This window comes from Haladaptatus cibarius D43, from assembly GCF_000710615.1.
Taxonomy (GTDB): domain Archaea; phylum Halobacteriota; class Halobacteria; order Halobacteriales; family Haladaptataceae; genus Haladaptatus; species Haladaptatus cibarius.
This window is the reverse complement of the sequence record NZ_JDTH01000005.1, coordinates 59,241-74,703: the sequence shown is the minus strand read 5'-3', so window position 1 is coordinate 74,703 and position 15,463 is coordinate 59,241. Positions and strand designations below refer to the sequence as shown.

At 58.0% G+C, this 15,463-nt stretch carries 17 protein-coding genes and 1 pseudogene; 9 read left to right on the top strand and 9 right to left on the bottom strand.

The window, feature by feature from the left end; all coding sequences use genetic code 11:
* Nucleotides 1-16: 16 nt before the first annotated feature.
* A complete protein-coding gene (locus tag HL45_RS15710) occupies nucleotides 17-484 on the bottom strand; it encodes a VOC family protein (RefSeq protein ID WP_049972145.1) in 468 nt (155 codons plus the stop codon).
* Between the two features lie 118 nt (nucleotides 485-602).
* Between HL45_RS15710 and HL45_RS15705 the strand changes: the two genes are divergently transcribed.
* The gene (locus HL45_RS15705) at nucleotides 603-1,877 is read left to right on the top strand and encodes a M24 family metallopeptidase (protein ID WP_049972144.1); all 1,275 of its coding nucleotides are present in this window, start codon (nucleotides 603-605) and stop codon (nucleotides 1,875-1,877) included.
* 261 nt (nucleotides 1,878-2,138) lie between these two features.
* Here HL45_RS15705 and HL45_RS21835 read toward each other — a convergent pair whose 3' ends face one another.
* Nucleotides 2,139-2,267 carry a hypothetical protein gene (locus HL45_RS21835; protein ID WP_267879601.1) on the bottom strand — a complete coding sequence of 43 codons (129 nt, stop codon included), beginning with the start codon at nucleotides 2,265-2,267 and terminating at the stop codon, nucleotides 2,139-2,141.
* A 122-nt stretch (nucleotides 2,268-2,389) separates the two neighbouring features.
* Between HL45_RS21835 and HL45_RS15700 the strand changes: the two genes are divergently transcribed.
* A complete protein-coding gene (locus HL45_RS15700) occupies nucleotides 2,390-3,394 on the top strand; it encodes an LLM class flavin-dependent oxidoreductase (RefSeq protein ID WP_049972143.1) in 1,005 nt (334 codons plus the stop codon).
* Between the two features lie 86 nt (nucleotides 3,395-3,480).
* Entirely contained in the window at nucleotides 3,481-6,012 is a 2,532-nt protein-coding gene (locus tag HL45_RS15695; RefSeq protein WP_049972142.1) for a penicillin acylase family protein, read from the top strand.
* Between the two features lie 33 nt (nucleotides 6,013-6,045).
* Here the strand turns inward: HL45_RS15695 and HL45_RS20905 are convergent, their stop codons facing one another.
* Nucleotides 6,046-6,192: a hypothetical protein gene (locus HL45_RS20905; RefSeq protein WP_158413707.1), complete on the bottom strand. Its 147-nt coding sequence runs from the start codon at nucleotides 6,190-6,192 to the stop codon at nucleotides 6,046-6,048.
* A 32-nt stretch (nucleotides 6,193-6,224) separates the two neighbouring features.
* Between HL45_RS20905 and HL45_RS15690 the strand changes: the two genes are divergently transcribed.
* Entirely contained in the window at nucleotides 6,225-6,419 is a 195-nt protein-coding gene (locus HL45_RS15690) for a DUF5786 family protein (protein ID WP_049972141.1), read from the top strand.
* Between the two features lie 46 nt (nucleotides 6,420-6,465).
* On the opposite strand, the gene HL45_RS15685 is transcribed toward HL45_RS15690, so the two are convergent.
* The gene (locus HL45_RS15685; protein ID WP_233274810.1) at nucleotides 6,466-7,734 is read right to left on the bottom strand and encodes an MFS transporter; all 1,269 of its coding nucleotides are present in this window, start codon (nucleotides 7,732-7,734) and stop codon (nucleotides 6,466-6,468) included.
* Between the two features lie 286 nt (nucleotides 7,735-8,020).
* Between HL45_RS15685 and dpsA the strand changes: the two genes are divergently transcribed.
* A complete protein-coding gene (dpsA, locus tag HL45_RS15680; protein WP_049972139.1) occupies nucleotides 8,021-8,566 on the top strand; it encodes a DNA starvation/stationary phase protection protein DpsA in 546 nt (181 codons plus the stop codon).
* 15 nt (nucleotides 8,567-8,581) lie between these two features.
* On the opposite strand, the gene HL45_RS15675 is transcribed toward dpsA, so the two are convergent.
* Nucleotides 8,582-8,875: an amphi-Trp domain-containing protein gene (locus HL45_RS15675; protein WP_049972138.1), complete on the bottom strand. Its 294-nt coding sequence runs from the start codon at nucleotides 8,873-8,875 to the stop codon at nucleotides 8,582-8,584.
* An 82-nt stretch (nucleotides 8,876-8,957) separates the two neighbouring features.
* Nucleotides 8,958-9,125, bottom strand: coding sequence for a hypothetical protein (locus HL45_RS21300; protein ID WP_162833889.1), 168 nt, complete (start codon nucleotides 9,123-9,125; stop codon nucleotides 8,958-8,960).
* A gap of 158 nt (nucleotides 9,126-9,283) precedes the next feature.
* On the opposite strand from HL45_RS21300, the pseudogene HL45_RS21665 reads away from it, so the two are divergent.
* Nucleotides 9,284-9,889: pseudogene (locus HL45_RS21665) on the top strand (histidine phosphatase family protein).
* A 30-nt stretch (nucleotides 9,890-9,919) separates the two neighbouring features.
* Here the strand turns inward: HL45_RS21665 and HL45_RS15660 are convergent.
* Nucleotides 9,920-10,333, bottom strand: a complete 414-nt coding sequence (locus HL45_RS15660; RefSeq protein ID WP_049972182.1) for an EamA family transporter — start codon at nucleotides 10,331-10,333, stop codon at nucleotides 9,920-9,922.
* Nucleotides 10,334-10,531: 198 nt separating this feature from the next.
* On the opposite strand from HL45_RS15660, the gene HL45_RS15655 reads away from it, so the two are divergent.
* From HL45_RS15655 to HL45_RS15645, 3 genes are all read left to right on the top strand, one after another.
* Nucleotides 10,532-11,887, top strand: coding sequence for a PGF-CTERM sorting domain-containing protein (locus HL45_RS15655; protein WP_049972135.1), 1,356 nt, complete (start codon nucleotides 10,532-10,534; stop codon nucleotides 11,885-11,887).
* Nucleotides 11,888-12,039: 152 nt separating this feature from the next.
* Nucleotides 12,040-12,366 carry a HalOD1 output domain-containing protein gene (locus HL45_RS15650; protein WP_049972134.1) on the top strand — a complete coding sequence of 109 codons (327 nt, stop codon included), beginning with the start codon at nucleotides 12,040-12,042 and terminating at the stop codon, nucleotides 12,364-12,366.
* 59 nt (nucleotides 12,367-12,425) lie between these two features.
* Nucleotides 12,426-12,662 (top strand): hypothetical protein, encoded by a 237-nt coding sequence (locus HL45_RS15645; RefSeq protein ID WP_233274809.1) that lies wholly within the window; start codon nucleotides 12,426-12,428, stop codon nucleotides 12,660-12,662.
* A 41-nt stretch (nucleotides 12,663-12,703) separates the two neighbouring features.
* Here HL45_RS15645 and HL45_RS15640 read toward each other — a convergent pair whose 3' ends face one another.
* Both HL45_RS15640 and HL45_RS15635 read right to left on the bottom strand, forming a co-directional pair.
* The gene (locus tag HL45_RS15640) at nucleotides 12,704-13,120 is read right to left on the bottom strand and encodes an SPW repeat domain-containing protein (protein WP_049972132.1); all 417 of its coding nucleotides are present in this window, start codon (nucleotides 13,118-13,120) and stop codon (nucleotides 12,704-12,706) included.
* Between the two features lie 124 nt (nucleotides 13,121-13,244).
* The gene (locus HL45_RS15635; protein ID WP_049972131.1) at nucleotides 13,245-15,302 is read right to left on the bottom strand and encodes a S9 family peptidase; all 2,058 of its coding nucleotides are present in this window, start codon (nucleotides 15,300-15,302) and stop codon (nucleotides 13,245-13,247) included.
* Nucleotides 15,303-15,463: the final 161 nt, after the last annotated feature.

The window sequence follows — 15,463 nt, the reverse complement described above, 5'->3', positions numbered from 1 at the left end:
CTTAGCCCTGAAACAACTATCCGACTCGACTCTCGTTGATGAACAACTCCTGTGGCGAAAGCCGTTCTTCGTGATAATCGTCGTGGTACTCCATCAACTGGAACAGCACGCCGGTCGGATTTCGCGGCGAGACGAACGCCTCCGTCCACGTGTCGAACTCCGCCCGGTCGATGACGCGAATGTCGTTTTTCTGGAGTGATCCGATGATGGCATCGATGTCCGCGACTTCGAGCGTGACGTGGTGAAGACCCGGCCCGTTCGCGTCGAGGAAATCGGTGAGAAAGGTGTCGGCGGCGATGGGTTCGATGAGTTCCAATCTGGATGCGTCGCCGAGTCTGTAGTATGCCCAGTTAAAGCGGTCTTCGACGGACTCAATTGAAATCCGCTCGCATCCGAGCGCGAAGAGGATGGGTTCGGCCTGCTCGACGGATTCGACGGCGATGCCGACGTGGTCTACCCGAATCGGCATGTCATGTGTTTGCATTGGCTACGAAAACGAAAGCAGGTGTCTTGAATCAGTAGGCGGAACGCATCGCGAACAGCGACAATTCATCACGGACGTTTCGGGAAATTTCATAACGGCGCTCCGAGTAGCCTCCTGCATGGGATTCTACCAACGCGATTTCATGGAAGGAACGCGCGGGACGATGGGCGTCGATTGGGAGGAGCGAATCGACATGCAGCGGATGCGCGAGGAGCGAAAGGAGCGCGCCCTCGAACGAATGCAGGAGGCTGGACTGGGGAGCATGCTCCTCATCAACGACCCGAACGTTCGGTACGTGACCGGACTGGCCATGACGGGCGGGTCGGGCGCTGACCACTACACCCTGCTGACCGAAAACGGCGACATCGTCCACTGGGACACCGCAGACCACGCGAGCAACCAGCGATTCAACTGCCCGTGGCTTTCCGACATCCGCTACGCCTGTCCCGGATTGGGGAACGTCCCGCGGGCCTCGGGCCGCGATTCCGCCCGTAACTGGTTGAAGGACAAGATGGCCGGACTCGTCTACGAGGCGATGGAAGAGTACGGCGTGGCGAAAGAACCGATGGGCATCGACATCGGCAACGGCGCGCTCATCTCGAAGTTCGAAGACCGCGGCGTGGACGTGCGCACCGAGGAATGTGCGAAGGTGATGGAGAGCGCGCGCAAGGTCAAAACGCGCGACGAAATCGAATGTCTGCGGATGGTCGCCGCGCTCTGTGAGGCCGGATTCCAGCGGATTACGGAAACCGCCAAGCCCGGCAAACGCGAATCCGAGGTTTGGGGCGAAGCCACGCGCGAACTCTGGAGTCTCGGCGCGATGGTACAGGGCGGCTATGTGACTTCGGGACCGAACACGTGGCCGAAGCATCAGGCGAACACGACCGACCGAATCATGCGTCCCGGCGACCTCGTCTACGCCGACTTCTACAACATCGGCTTCATGGGCTATCGCTCCTGTTACTACCGAACCTTTAGCTTGGGCGAACCGACCCAAGCCCAACAGGACGCCTACGAAATCGCCCGCGACAACCTCTACGACGTGCTGGAGCGCATCGAACCCGGCGCGACCACAGACGAGATTTCGCAGGGCTTCCCCGACATGGAAGGCGAACACGCAGACTGGTACGACGCCACCGACCACTGGCAGATGACGACGAACCACTGGGCGCACGGCCTCGGCCTGCAACTGTACGAAGTCCCGCTCATCTGGCGCGGCATCTCGCCCGACCACCCCATCGAAATCGAGGAAGGCATGACCATGGCCGTCGAGACGATGGAACCCGCAGACCGGCAGGGCGTGCGCGTCGAGGAGATGGTCGTCGTTCGGGAGAACGGCGTCGAGATTCTGAGTCAGTGGCCCGTCGAGGAGATTACCGAGATTAGCCACTAAGCATACAGAAAGACGATTTAAACGGGTATTCAGTATCGTTTGTGGATTTTTCGTTGTTGTTTGGAAATGGGATTCCGACTTTGATTTGCCGAGGCGGTGGCAGAAAGATAGATTGGTTACAGTGTTACTAGCTGATACCAACAACAAATAACCCCAACCACAATGAGAGAGTCATATAGAACACTGCTGAGTTGTCGCCCGAAAAGTGCACAGGGAAAGTAGTTCGCGCTATCGAATAATCGACGAAAACCACCGCTAATACTACGCGACGTAATACAACAAGGCGAACAGCAACACAATCATTCCAACGAGCACCACTGCGGGTTTGAATATGTTGAGAATCGAGTCATCCGGCTTTTTCGGGCCGGTGCTGGTGCTTGGACCATTCATATGGTTCTAGAACCAACGAAATACGGTATAAGTCTTGTGTGGATAAAAATTCAGCTCGAAACAAAACCGGCGTGAGATTCATCCTTATAAACCATTAAGGCGACGGCCTGCGATTTGCGACCATGAAGCTCGGGACAGGGCTGTTCACCTGCCAGCGACGACCGGACGACGACCGCTCGATGACCGAGATTTACGACGAAATGCTCACACTCGGCGAGACAATCGATTCTGCCGGACTCGACAGCATGTGGGTGTCGGAACACCACTTCGCCGAGGACGGCTATCTCCCGGCGACGATGCCCTCGCTCGGGGCACTCGCCGCCCGCACCGAGAACGTTGAACTCGGGACGTGCATCGCGCTCGCGCCGCTTTACGACGGCGTCCGACTGGCGGAGGACGCCGCCACGGTGGATTTGCTCGCGGATGGCCGTCTCACGCTCGGACTGGCAATCGGGTCGAATCCACGCGAGTTCGAATCGTTCGGCGTTCCACGAGAGGAACGAGTGGAACGCATGAGCGACCTGACGAAACTCCTGCGAGCGTCGTGGTCGGAGGGGGAACTCGACTACGACGCGGAGTTTCACGACGTGTCCGCCGACGTGAGCGTGACGCCGAAACCTGAATCCGACGTTCCGGTCATGTTCGGTGGGTCAGTCAAACCCGCGGTTCGGCGCGCCGCGCGGGTCGCGGATGCGTGGTGTGCGCCCTCCTCGATTTCCGTCGAAGGCGTTCGCAAGCGCAAGGAGGACATCGAGCGCGTTCGGGAAAAAGAAGGCATCGACGGCGATTTCTCAGTCTACGTCCTTCAGCACGGCTTCATCGCCGACTCGAAAGAAGAGGCGTGGGAAGCGATGAAACCGGGGTACTTCTACATCCAGCGACGGTACGCGGAAATCTTCTCAGGCGAATCGGTGGACGAGTTGGACGACGAGCGAAAACAGGAGTTGAAAGAACAGGCAATCTTCGGCACGCCGGAACAGGTCGCGGAAGAACTGAACGAATACCGCGATGCACTGGGCGACGACATCCATTTCATCTTCCGCACGTACCATCCCGGCATCGGCACCGACACGATGGTCGAATGCATCGAGCGACTGGGTGAGGAAGTCAAGCCGCTCGTCTCCTAATTATTTCTCGAATTTTCGAGATATATTCCCATTTTTCCGGATACTATAATTATAAACCATAATATTTGGATACAGTATACGAACCCATGACCACCAGACGGTCGCTGCTAAAACTCGGTGGCGGTATCGCGGCGGGAACAATCGTCAGTTCGAAATCGCTCGGGTATCAACGGGACGAAACCAAAACAGACGAGGTGATGATAAAGCGCGACGAATACGGCGTCGCGCACGTGTACGCTCGTGAAGCGAACGACGCCGCACCGACGTTTTTCGGGTACGGCTACGCGACTGCCGAAGACCGATTGTATCAACTCGAACTCTCGCGGCGGTTCTACCACGGGACGGTCTCGGAAGTCCTCGGAAGCGACTGGGTCGAGTTCGACAGAGCATCGCGGCGGACGCATTTTACCCAAACACCCCTCGAAGAACAGATAGCGACCCAACTGGATGACGAACATCGCACCGTCATTTCGGCATTCGCCGAGGGCATCAACCGATACATCAAAGCGGTGAAAAGCGGAGAGCGGGAGTGGCACAAGGGCTTCGTCGAGGCAGGATTCGAACCCGACGAGTGGACGATGGAAGACGTTGCGGGCGTCTTCGTCGGCACGATGGCGTACTTTTCAGGATTTCAGTTGGAAACGCTGGGGTCTGCGGTTCTCGAACGACTTCGTGAAACCTACTCCGAGGAGAAGGCGATGGCCCTTTTTCGTGACCTCCAGTGGGGTGACGACCCCGGAGCGCCGACCTCGACCGATCAGTCCGGAGACGGGTACGTCCCGCCCTACGAAAACGCGGGAACGACGCCAAGCGGCCGAAATGGAACCGATTCGATGGACGGCAGCGTCGTCGGTGGGCGAAGCAACCGCGTTACCGGCGGCGATTTCAGAATCCCGAACGATGCCAGCGCGGTACATGACGCCGAGATGGAACGAATCGGAACCATCGCACAGGGATTGGACGGACTCGGGCTACCCATCAAGTTGGGGAGCAACGCCCTCGCGGTTCATGGAGACGTGACGGAAAGCGGCGACTCATTGCTGATGGGTGGCCCGCAGATGGGCTTTTCCACGCCCTCCGTAATGTACGAAATCGGCCTTCACGGCCCTGATTTCGATATTTCCGGCTCGACCGTGACAGGCTATCCGTTCGTGATGTTCGGCCACAATGGGGACGGAGCGTTTACGAGTACGGCGGGAATCGACAACTCGATTCAGACGTTCGTGGAATCCATCGTTCCGCGCGAAGAATCCGCCGACCAGTACGAGTTCCGCGGGGAATTGCACGATGTGAAGGAACGAGAAGAAACGATACCGGTTGCCGATGCACCGGACGAAACCATCACGCTTCGATGGACGCATCACGGAACCGTGACGCAGTACAGTCCAGATACGGGCGAAGCACTCGCACAAACGCGCGGGTTCGAAGGACGCGACATGAACTGCTGGCGAGCGTTCTACGATGCGCAGTTCGCAAGCGACGTACACGAGTACGGAGAGGCCGCCCAACAGTGTGATTACGCCCTGAACTTTATGTGGGCCGGTGAGGACGACATCGGCTATTTCCACCTCGGTCGGTACCCCGACGCGGAGAACGTCCCGTGGGACACCAGACTTCCGGCGGACGGCACAAAACACGAACTGACCGAGGACGACTATCTCCGAGCGGCGGACGACGAGGTTCCGTACGCCATCAATCCCTCTTCTGGATATTCGGCGCAGTGGAACAACAAGCCCGCGCCGGACTGGGACAACGGCGACCTGAGTTACTCGTGGGGAACTGACCACCGTGTTCAGCGAATCATCAATCTCGTCGAACGCCACATCGAGCGTGGGGGCGTCCGATACGAAGACGTGAAAGACATCGTCTACGACATCTCGTTCGTCGATTTGCGTGCGATTCGGTACAAAGACCACCTCCTCGATGCGCTGAACGGAGCGACGCTATCGAAGACCGAACGCGCCGCCGCGAACGCGCTCCGAAGATGGAACGACTATCGACAGGGTGACGGGGCGGAATTCGGCGGGTCGTATCCGGTCGGGTTCACCGTGTTCGACGCGTTCTTCCCGCGTCTGTTAGAAAAGATCTTCAGTCCGGAGTTCGGTGACGCATACGACCAAGCGAGCTATTTCCTCGACTATCGATACGGCCACGGAACCCTAATGCGGGCGCTCCATCCGGAAGAAACTGCACTCGGAACGGCGGTGGATTACTTCGACGGTCAACCGGACTGCGTGTTTCGGGATGCATTCCGCGAAACGGTCACCGCGCTCGAAGAGGAGTACGGGTGCGACGTTTCGAACTGGCAACAGTCTGCGGAGGTCGACGAACTCGACAACATGGCTCTGTTCGGCATGCCGATTGGGGTTGGCGATGCCGGCGATATGCCGTTTTTGAATCGTGGAACCGAAAATCACATCGTCCGAATGGGTGCAGAAATACGCGCCGAAAACATCCTTCCACCGGGAAATTCCGGCTACGTCGCTCCCGACGGAACGACGGACGAACATTACGACGACCAACTAGAGATGTTCGTCGCGTTCGAGTACAAAGACCTCCTGTTTACCGACGATGAAGTAGACGAGGCGACGGAGTCGGAGAAAACAATACAATCATAAAGGCGACGACCATACCCCATCGTTTCCGTTGTTCTACATCTGCGCCGGATTCGAGAAGTAATCGAGCGGCGTGAGCAGTTCCGTACTCCCCGAAACGAGCACGCCGTTCATCACCTCGGCGTGGTCGTCGTCGAAATGATGAATGTGTCGATCGACTCGAAGAGCGCCCGAATACCGCATGCCTTTAGTGAGTTCGAACGATGCATTCAAATATGGGTTTTGGAAGCTACGACGAATCTGAGCAACAGAATCGAGAACAGGACTCCAACATGGACGAGTCGAGCGCCGTCAACGTCCACGAAAACGACCATCAGGGCGAAATTTCGTTCGACAGCGATGCCTCCAGCGACGAACTCATCGCCAAACTCGGCGAGATGAAAGACGACGAGACGGAAGACGAGTCGTAGCGTCACCCGCTCAGTTTGCGATTTTCTTTGTTTTCGGTGAAGGTACTCAATCCGACGAGATGCCAGTTTCCGCTCCGGCGGAACTGACTGGCGATTCGAGCGCGTAGAAAACGACAACACAAGCGAGGAGGAAACCGCCTAGCGCCGCAAGTGCAACGAGCGGTGTTCGAACGTCGGCGACGACACCGACGAGCGGTTTGAGCGGAAGTCGAACGAGCGCGTACACCATCGAAACCGCACTGAGCACGGTTGCCCGACCGATGGATTCGATGTGGTCGTTGACGTAGCCGCTCGCAATCGGTTTCATCACCGTGTTCGCGGATTTCATGACGAAAAACAACGGGAACGCCGAGAGCGGGAAGAACAGCGGAGCGACGAAGAAAATTCCGACCAGAGAGGGAATGAGGAGCACTGCCCAACGGGTCGAAAGAGAGTTCTCGATGGTTCCGGCGTAGTAGCTAGCGATGGCGGCGACCACGCTGAACGCGGTGTAAAGCGGCCCGAGTCCTTCCTGCGGCAGTGAAAGTCGTTGTGTCGCAGTCGGCTGAATAAATTCGTCCGCCGCGTTGATAACGGCGAAAAACAGCGCCGTGTACAGGACGAACGAGCGAAGCGGTGGTTCCGATAGCTTTCGCCGGATGACCGGAATCGCGTCCACAATCGTGAACTCGCCGTCATCGTCATCGACAATGTCGTCATCGTCGTTATCGTCGTCGGTGTCGTTGCTATCGGTGCTGTCGTTATCATCACCATTTGCGTGGCGGCCCGATGCGGGCAAAGAGAACAGAACGAGAACTCCGGTGAGAAGCAGGAAGCCACCCGCCACGAACGGCAATCGAGGGTCGAGGCTGTAGAGGAATCCGGCGGTGAGCATCGTTCCAGCACTCACCCACTGGTTTACCGACCCACCTCGTCCTCGGACGCGAGTGTATTCCGCTTCGCAGAGTCGGTCTTGAAGTGCATCGTAGAGCCACGCATCACCGCTCCCCGACTGGAACGCGATTCCGAGTGCCCACAGAATCCAGAGCACTGCGAACGCGGCAAACGTCTGCGCAACGACGAAGCCGAATACCGAGAGCGCGAGCGGGATAGTTCCGAGCAGAAGGCTCCAGCGACGACCGATGTAATCGCTGACGTATCCTGACGGGATTTCACCGATAACGATGAACGCCGCCGAGACGCTTCCGAGAAGACCGATTTGGGTGTAGTTCAGGCCGCGGTGTAGGAGGAAAATCGTAAACACAGGCCAAAAGAACCCGAAGCTCATCGTCGCTTGGAAGAGATAGTATTTCAGAATCAAAGGTGGCGGACGCATCCAAGTGTCGTGAATCATGGATATATCGAGGTGAATATTGAGCGGTAGACGAACGTGTTCTCGTAATAACCGTCCTTGGTAATGGCAAAAAGTATTAGTCGATGTTAATTTTAGTTAGGTGATTGATGCTATTGGGAGCGGGGGAACCGCCGAGGTTAGAACAGCGATTTGAACTATGCAGAGCCAAACTGAAATTCGAAGAAATACTATTGATTTTTAGGTGGACTGAAAAATTATTTCCGTTTTGGGAACTTATAAGGTGGTGAAGCACTACTCTAGAGATGCAATGAGTACCCAGAAAACCGTTCGACAAGAGGCCGGAACCGTCGAAGAAAACCCCGTGCGTCTCGACCAGGAGAAAGCAGAACAGATAGTCGATGCGCTCAACACAGACCTCGCGGATGCCTACGTGCTGTACCACCAGCTCCACAAGCACCACTGGAACGTCGAGGGTGCCGAACACCTCGACATCCACCTGTTCTTGCAGGAGGCCTACGAGGACGTGGAGGAGGCCGCCGACGAACTCGCAGAACGAGCGCAAACGCTGGGCGGAGTTCCCCACGCGAGCATGACCGCGCTCTCCGAGGCCGCGACGGTGGAACCGGAGGACGAGGACGTGTACGACATTCGAACGTCGTTCGAACACGACCTCGGAATGTACGGCGACATCATCGAGAGCTACCGCGAACACATCGAACTCGCTGAAGGCCTTGGCGACTACGCGACGTCGGAGATGCTCCGCGAACACTTAGAAGACCTCGAAGAACACGCCCACGTTTTGGCCCACTACCTCGAAGACGACACGCTCGTCCTCGAATCCGCGCTTAAATAAGCGCAAAGAACGGTGCTACCGAACGTCCGGTGCCTCGTCGCCGGGGCGTCCGGGTATCTCTACTTCTATTTCGAGTTCCGGTTCGCCGACGCCGCTGAAGTCGATTTCCAGTCCGACGGGGTCACCGAACGCGAAGGGAAGTTCCCACTCGTCGGTAAGGATGGTTAGTTCGTCGTCGTCGCGGAGTTGCTCGCCGAGTTTGACGAGGAACGTGCCCACTTCGCTCGCGCTCAATCGGTACTCCTGTTCGAAGTCGCGCCCAGTTCGAATCGTCGCTCGGTCGTCGTCGGTTTGGGTGTCGTTCGACATCGAAAACAGTGTACGCCACGCCGCAAGGAAAACTCGTCGGGCGGCGCTCGGCGGTGGAAAACTCCGGAGCTGCCGGGAAGAGCTATCGAATCAAATCGACGGTGAGGTCGCTCGAAATCCAGCCGTCGGTGTTGCCCGATTCGAGGAATACGACCTTCTCGGGACAACTACGACAGGCGGCAATTTTCGGACGGGAGGGAGCATCGGAAATCTCCCTTCCATCAGACTGAGACTCGGTTCGTGCAGGCATCGAAATGATTTAGGCAGACCTAAAATAAAAAGGTACGGGTTTTCGCTTCTCCCATGTCAACCGTTTCGCCCCAACGAGAGATGTAAAATTCTCATAATATCGTTCAATGGACGACTACAAATGACGACTATCGTCGCAGTTCGCCACGGCGAAACCACGTGGAACCGCGAGGAGCAAATGCAGGGTGGGCACCCACCCTACTCAGTGAACTCGGACGAGAACAGGCCAACCAAGTCGGGGAAGCACTCGGAGAGGAATACGCTATCGACCGCATCCTTTCTTCCGACCGTCATCGGACGAAGGAGGTGACGGAACTGCTTGTCGAACACGTAGACGCACCAGTTACGTTCGAATCCGCGTGGCGCGAACACGACATCGGGGTTTTCCAAGGCCTCCTCCAAGACGAGATGTTCGAGCGGTTTCCCGAGTACGGACTCTGGGTGGTCGGCCCGAAAGCGGCGCACGAAAAATAGGACAGTGGCGAAACTCTCGCCGCTGTTCGCGACCGTGTGGTCGAGCGGTGGAAGAAATTCTTGGTCGAGTGTAAACCGACGGAAACAGTCCTCATCGTCTCTCACGGCGACCCCATCCGTCTGCTTCTCGGACACGTGAAAGGTCTCGACATTGCTCCAGCTATCATGGAGCAGTCACAAGCGCACTCCTCGATCAACGAGTTCCGCTACGACCACGAAACGGGTGTGACGGAAGTAGTTCGTGAAAATGACACCAACCACTACGAGCCGGTATCCGACGCGCCAGAATAGTATCGCAGAATACAGTTTATAATTGCCGATTCACGTCGCCAGTAGCGCGACCGCGCCGATTGCGAGGCCGATACCCGCCATATCACGCATACTCACCGATTCGCCGAGGAAGACGGCCCCGAGAACCGCGGCGACGATGAAATACAGTGCCGTGATGGTCGTCGCAATCGCCGTGCTTCCGTACTGAAGCGCGGCGTAGTAGCTTATCGACCCAATGCCGGAGAACAGGCCGCCAGCGATTGCGAACGCGACTCCCGAGTCGGTGAGCGTCACCGGGCCGGATTGGACGGCAATGTAGAGGATTGCGACGCCGACGCCGATAGCGTAGGAAATCGCCATCGCAACCTCCGGTTCGAGGGTCTGCGTGGCGTAGTCGGCGAACACGGCCCACACGCCCCACGCGAGCATTCCGAGCAGAGCGAAGAGAACTGCGGTACGAACCATACACTCGGCCACGAACCCCACGGACGAATGGGTTCCCATTCCGGCGTTTCAGGCGGTTGCTGTCGATGGCCAGCAGGTACCTGTTGGCAGATAGACGACAGCTACTAGCGAGCAGAGAACCGCTATAGAAGGACAGAAAGCGCCTGCTTTCGGCGTATGGCGGTCATAACAAATGGTGGACATCACGACCACTCGCGCATGGCACGTACCGCGACACTCGTGTTCGTTCTTTCCGTCGTCATCTCGGCGGGGGCAATAGCGCTCCCGGGCGGCGCGATAGAACTGCAAGCGGAACCGGAACCGACCGAACGCTGGAATCAAACCTATGGTGGTTCTGGCGACGACATCTTCAACGACGCTGCGCGAACCGAGGACGGCGGGTACATCCTCGTTGGAGAAATCGAAAACTCCGGAACCGGCATCGACGGCTGGGTCGTGAAAATCGACGGCGAGGGCGAACAGGAATGGGAACGAACGCTCTCCGGGCCGGGAACCGACCGCTTCTACTCCGTCGTGACGAACGACGACGGCAGTGCGATGGTCGCCGGACGAACCGACAGCGGCGGAACTGCGACGGGGTGGGTCGTCGAACTGGGCACGAACGGCGAAACGCAGAACGAGCGAACGCCCGGAACGGGCGCGTTTTACGGACTCGAACGGGACGGAAACGGCTACGTGCTCGCAGGATGGACGAGTGACGGGGGAACGAAAGGATGGCTGTTGAAACTCGATGGCTCGGGCGAGAGGGCGTGGGAGGAAACCTACGCCGCGCCGAGCGACTATTCATCGGGCCAGTTCAAGGGAATCGTTCCGGCGTCGAACGGCTATTTCGTCGCGGGCGAAGTCGAAGGCGGTAGTCAAGATGCGTGGGCGATGCGGGTCGGAAACGACGGCGAACGACGCTGGCAAAAGACGGCAGGCGGTTCGGACAGGGAAGCGATTTGGGCCGCGACGGGTGGCGACGAAGGAATCGTTCTCTCCGGTGAATCCGAAAGCGGTGATTCGCGGGACGGGTGGGTGCTGAAATACGACGCGAACGGTGAACTCGTGTGGGAAAACCGATACGGCGGAAACGACGTGGATTGGCTCGATTCAGCGATGCAAACGGACGACGGCAGCTATCTCTTCACCGGCGGGACGTTGACCGGCGGAATCGGGAGCGCGGACGGATACGTGGTGAAAACCGGCAGTGATGGCACTGTCCAGTGGGAGAGCGCCTACGGAAGCGCGCAGTGGGACAAGCCGTTTCCCGCGGTGAACGCACACGGTGGCGGCTATCTCTTGGCGGGACAGACGGGCGGATTCGGGGCCAAGGGAATGGATGGCTGGGTGCTCCGTCTCGGTTCCGACGGACAGGTATCAGAATCGAGTGGAACGACGGACGGTGACGACGCCGACGGTTCGAAAGCGAGTGAAACCGCCGAAGCGAACGATTCCGCATCGACCGCACAATCGGGGGGCGAGCAAATCGGAACGAGTCTTCCCGGATTCACCGGTATTGTCGCAATCGTTGCGGTTGCTCTGTCCATCCTGCTCTGGCGACGACGTGAGTAGGTCGAATGTGGAAATCCGGAATTGGAAATCCGAACCGTGCGGGATTTCGATACGAGAAAAGAGGAGAAGCGGCAAATTGTTTCATCGTCAATCGAGATTCTTTTATCCTTGAAACCAGTCTGACTTGCTATTAACTGAGTCGTGGCGAGACAATGAAAGGAGAGACACTGACAGAGAGGGCGAAAAAATTGGATACCGACGAACGTATCGCCTACCGAATTACCAGCGATACCGACAGAGTGAGTACGAGAGTGATTCGCGGTATCGAAGAGATCGTTGGAGCGGACGACGACCGACGAACGTGGCTCTACGACAGCGTGGACCCAGACGCACTCGACGCACTGTTCAGCCAGAAACACAGCGGAGGAAATCGGGAAGACGGAAAGGTCGTCTTTACCGCGAAAGGGTGTGAGGTCGTCGTTCACGGGGACGGCGAGATTCATATCTACGCGTCGGAAACTCACGACGCCGACGAGTAGTCGGAACGTTTCGAAACGGTATTGATGACGCGCCCGTGAATGGCGTCAAGAACCGATTGATGACCGACAAAGCAACCGTTTCCTTCCGCGAACTGTGTCGCGAATTACCCGTTCAGACCGGCTTGTTCAGCTTCGGGCCAGTGGCAATCGGATTCGCCCAGTTGTGGAACGGCTTCGCCCACGGAACGACGGTTTCGTTTCACGCGCTGTTCGCGGTCGTCATGGTCGCGTTCGCGGTGCTCGTCACGCGCTATCATCTCGCTACGTATCGACTCGATAAGTTAGAGCGAACGTAGGCGGGCGGTTTGCCCACCGATTTTTTGCTTGCGGTCACTCCTCAGGCAGTTCCAGCAGGCGCGCCAGCCCTCGCTTCTCGACCTGCGTAGGCGTTGTACCCTGCGATGACGGCGACGATGGCTCCCGAGATGATGTCGCTCCAGAACGCCGCACCCACAGTCATGACGAACGGAACCAGAATCATCCACAGCCCCAACAGCGCGACGAACGACGAACTACCGATGCTGGCCGTGAGTCCTTTGGTCATGCGATAGTAGTTGTATCCGGCGACGAGGAAAATCGCGGCCCCGATGATGATGTTGTTCCAGTAACTCGTTATCGACATCGCCGGATAGATGAACGACGAGATGAATATCCACGCTCCGACGAGCGAGACGAACCCGCTCAGCCACTTCAGATTCGACGTGTCGGTGTCCGTGGTGCGTGTCGTTCGCTCCCTCGTTTCGGTTTCACTCATGGTTTTTCCTCCGTGTCGAAGTAGATTGAGCGAGCGAATAAAGCGAGCGACCGTTCACAAACTAATGATCCATTACGGGTGACGAACGGTAACTTTTCAGCCACAAAAACGGCTGTTTTGAACCTTACACTCGCCCGGGGTCGTGGGTTTCGAACCACTCGGTCAACTGTTCGAGGCGGTGAATCGCACGGTCTGGGTCGCCGATGTTGTGGTGTTCGTCGGGATACACGACGAGTTTCGCGGGAACGCCTTGCTTTTTCACGCTGATGTAAAGCTGTTCGGACTGGGATGGCGGGCAGCGCCAGTCGTCGCCACCTGCCGTGACCAGCAAGGGTGTCTCGACGTTGCCGACGTCGGTGATGCTGGATGCGGAATCGTAGGTTTCCGGGTTCTCCCACGGCAGGCCGAAATCGTTGTCCCACCATTTGTGGGCGTCATCGGTGCCGTAACACGAGCGTAAATCGTAGATGCCGTGTTCCGCCGCGGCACCCGCGAATCGGTTCGTGCTCGTGACGAGATAGCCCGTCGTGATACCGCCGTAAGAGAATCCAGTGACAAAGGTGCGGTCGTCATCGACCCACCCCCGTTCGACGAGGTGTTCGACGCCGGACGTCACGTCATCGACTTCACACGACCCCCACTCGCCGCGGAGGACTTCGCTGAACTCCCGGCCGTAGGAACTGCTTCCGCGGTAGTTGGGACGGAGGACGACGTATCCCTTGTCGGTCCAGTACGCGTAATCGAATTTGAACTCGGGTGCATCGTAGGAAATCGGCCCGCCGTGGATGGAGACGATAAGAGGGTGCGGGTCGGATTCTTCCGGGTCGAAATCGGCGGGGAAGTAGACGATTCCCTCGATGGAGTCGCCGGATTCGTTTTCGTAGACGACGCGCCGACAACCGGGCATGGCGTGAGAGCCCTCGAACGACTCGTTGAGAGTCGTCAACCGTTCGGGTTCGCCGGATTCGAGGTCGTCCGCGTCCATCGCGTACAGGTCACCGACCGTGTCGGGTTCGGTAGAGAGCAGGGCGACCGTTCCGCCCACGTGGTCGAAGGTTTGAACCGTCTGGTAGTCTCTCTGCGATTCGAGGGTGAATTCGGGGTCGCTTCCGTCGGCGAAACAGCGGACGAGTCGGTTGCTCCCCTCGTCGCCGATTGGAGCCAACAAGGTGTCAGAATCCAACCAGCGGACGCGATTCGCACGCGCTACGGTTCGGTCGAGCGACTCGGTAATCGACCGATACTCATGGGTTTCGACATCCGCGACGAACACCTGCGTCGGGATGTGCCAGTTGATTGCGTCGCTTGCGACGAAGGCGAGTTGAGAGTCGTCTGGACTCCATCGCGGTGCGCTTGCGAGGAGGTCGGTGTCGGTGATCTGTCGGAGATTTGCTCCGGCGGGGTCGATGGTGTAGACATCCACCGCACTGGAGTCGTCCGGACGCTCAGTTCGGTTCGAGAGGAAGGCAATTCGTTCCTGACCCCACGCGGGTTGCAATCCCGAACCCGGTTCGTGTGCGCCACCGCCGTAGGCGTCGTCAAGTCGGCGCTCTTCGCGGGTCGCTACGTCCACGATGAACAGATAGGTCGTTACGTCGTCCAAGAAGCCTTTTCCGTCGAATCGGTGCTGAAGCCGGGAGATTTCGACCGGCCCGCCATCCCGGCGTTCCGCGAGATACTCGGCTTGTTCCTCGGTCGGGTCGCGCGCGGAGATGACGATTCGCTCGCTCTTCGGTCCCCAATCGAACTCGCGGACGCCCTCGTCGCGGGTGGTCACCTGTCGGGCGTCGCCGCCACGCGCGAGGTCGAACACCCACACCTGCGATTTCGGGTCGTCGTCATCAGCGGCGTTCTCGTCCCCCGCCTCATCTCCTTCCTCCTCGTCCGAATTACCGGTATCGTTCTGAACGGAAAGCGCGGCGTCCTCGTCGCGCGCCGCCAAAAACGCCAGTTTCGACCCGTCGGGCGACCATTTTGGTGACCCTGCATCGGACGCACGGGAGAGTCGATACGGGGAATCGCTTCCGTCCGTCGAGACGACGAATAAGGAGGTTCGTCGGTCGTCTTCGTCGCGGTCGAACTCACTCGCCACGAAGGCGAGTCGGTCGCCGGAGGGCGACAGCGCGAGGTCGGCAACGAGCGTCAAATCGTAGAAATCGCTCGTTTCAAATGTTTCAGTCATCGGTCGCACATCTCGGGCGAGGCATATAATTGTACGTTCGCCAGCAAGTCACACGCAAAACCGCCGGACTGTGACCTCACGCAACGTTTCGCTCGGAAACCGTTTCCCTATCTTCGAACCGCATGCCGGAATCATCGGTAATATTCGTTCCACCGCGGTAA

Coding starts and splice junctions, on each gene's coding strand:
- HL45_RS15710 (WP_049972145.1), bottom strand. CDS start 484: ATGCAAACACATGACATGCCGATTCGGGTAGACCACGTCGGCATCGCC.
- HL45_RS15705 (WP_049972144.1), top strand. CDS start 603: ATGGGATTCTACCAACGCGATTTCATGGAAGGAACGCGCGGGACGATG.
- HL45_RS21835 (WP_267879601.1), bottom strand. CDS start 2,267: ATGAATGGTCCAAGCACCAGCACCGGCCCGAAAAAGCCGGATGACTCG.
- HL45_RS15700 (WP_049972143.1), top strand. CDS start 2,390: ATGAAGCTCGGGACAGGGCTGTTCACCTGCCAGCGACGACCGGACGAC.
- HL45_RS15695 (WP_049972142.1), top strand. CDS start 3,481: ATGACCACCAGACGGTCGCTGCTAAAACTCGGTGGCGGTATCGCGGCG.
- HL45_RS20905 (WP_158413707.1), bottom strand. CDS start 6,192: ATGCGGTATTCGGGCGCTCTTCGAGTCGATCGACACATTCATCATTTC.
- HL45_RS15690 (WP_049972141.1), top strand. CDS start 6,225: ATGGGTTTTGGAAGCTACGACGAATCTGAGCAACAGAATCGAGAACAG.
- HL45_RS15685 (WP_233274810.1), bottom strand. CDS start 7,734: ATGCGTCCGCCACCTTTGATTCTGAAATACTATCTCTTCCAAGCGACG.
- dpsA (WP_049972139.1), top strand. CDS start 8,021: ATGAGTACCCAGAAAACCGTTCGACAAGAGGCCGGAACCGTCGAAGAA.
- HL45_RS15675 (WP_049972138.1), bottom strand. CDS start 8,875: ATGTCGAACGACACCCAAACCGACGACGACCGAGCGACGATTCGAACT.
- HL45_RS21300 (WP_162833889.1), bottom strand. CDS start 9,125: ATGCCTGCACGAACCGAGTCTCAGTCTGATGGAAGGGAGATTTCCGAT.
- HL45_RS15660 (WP_049972182.1), bottom strand. CDS start 10,333: ATGGTTCGTACCGCAGTTCTCTTCGCTCTGCTCGGAATGCTCGCGTGG.
- HL45_RS15655 (WP_049972135.1), top strand. CDS start 10,532: ATGGCACGTACCGCGACACTCGTGTTCGTTCTTTCCGTCGTCATCTCG.
- HL45_RS15650 (WP_049972134.1), top strand. CDS start 12,040: ATGAAAGGAGAGACACTGACAGAGAGGGCGAAAAAATTGGATACCGAC.
- HL45_RS15645 (WP_233274809.1), top strand. CDS start 12,426: ATGACCGACAAAGCAACCGTTTCCTTCCGCGAACTGTGTCGCGAATTA.
- HL45_RS15640 (WP_049972132.1), bottom strand. CDS start 13,120: ATGAGTGAAACCGAAACGAGGGAGCGAACGACACGCACCACGGACACC.
- HL45_RS15635 (WP_049972131.1), bottom strand. CDS start 15,302: ATGACTGAAACATTTGAAACGAGCGATTTCTACGATTTGACGCTCGTT.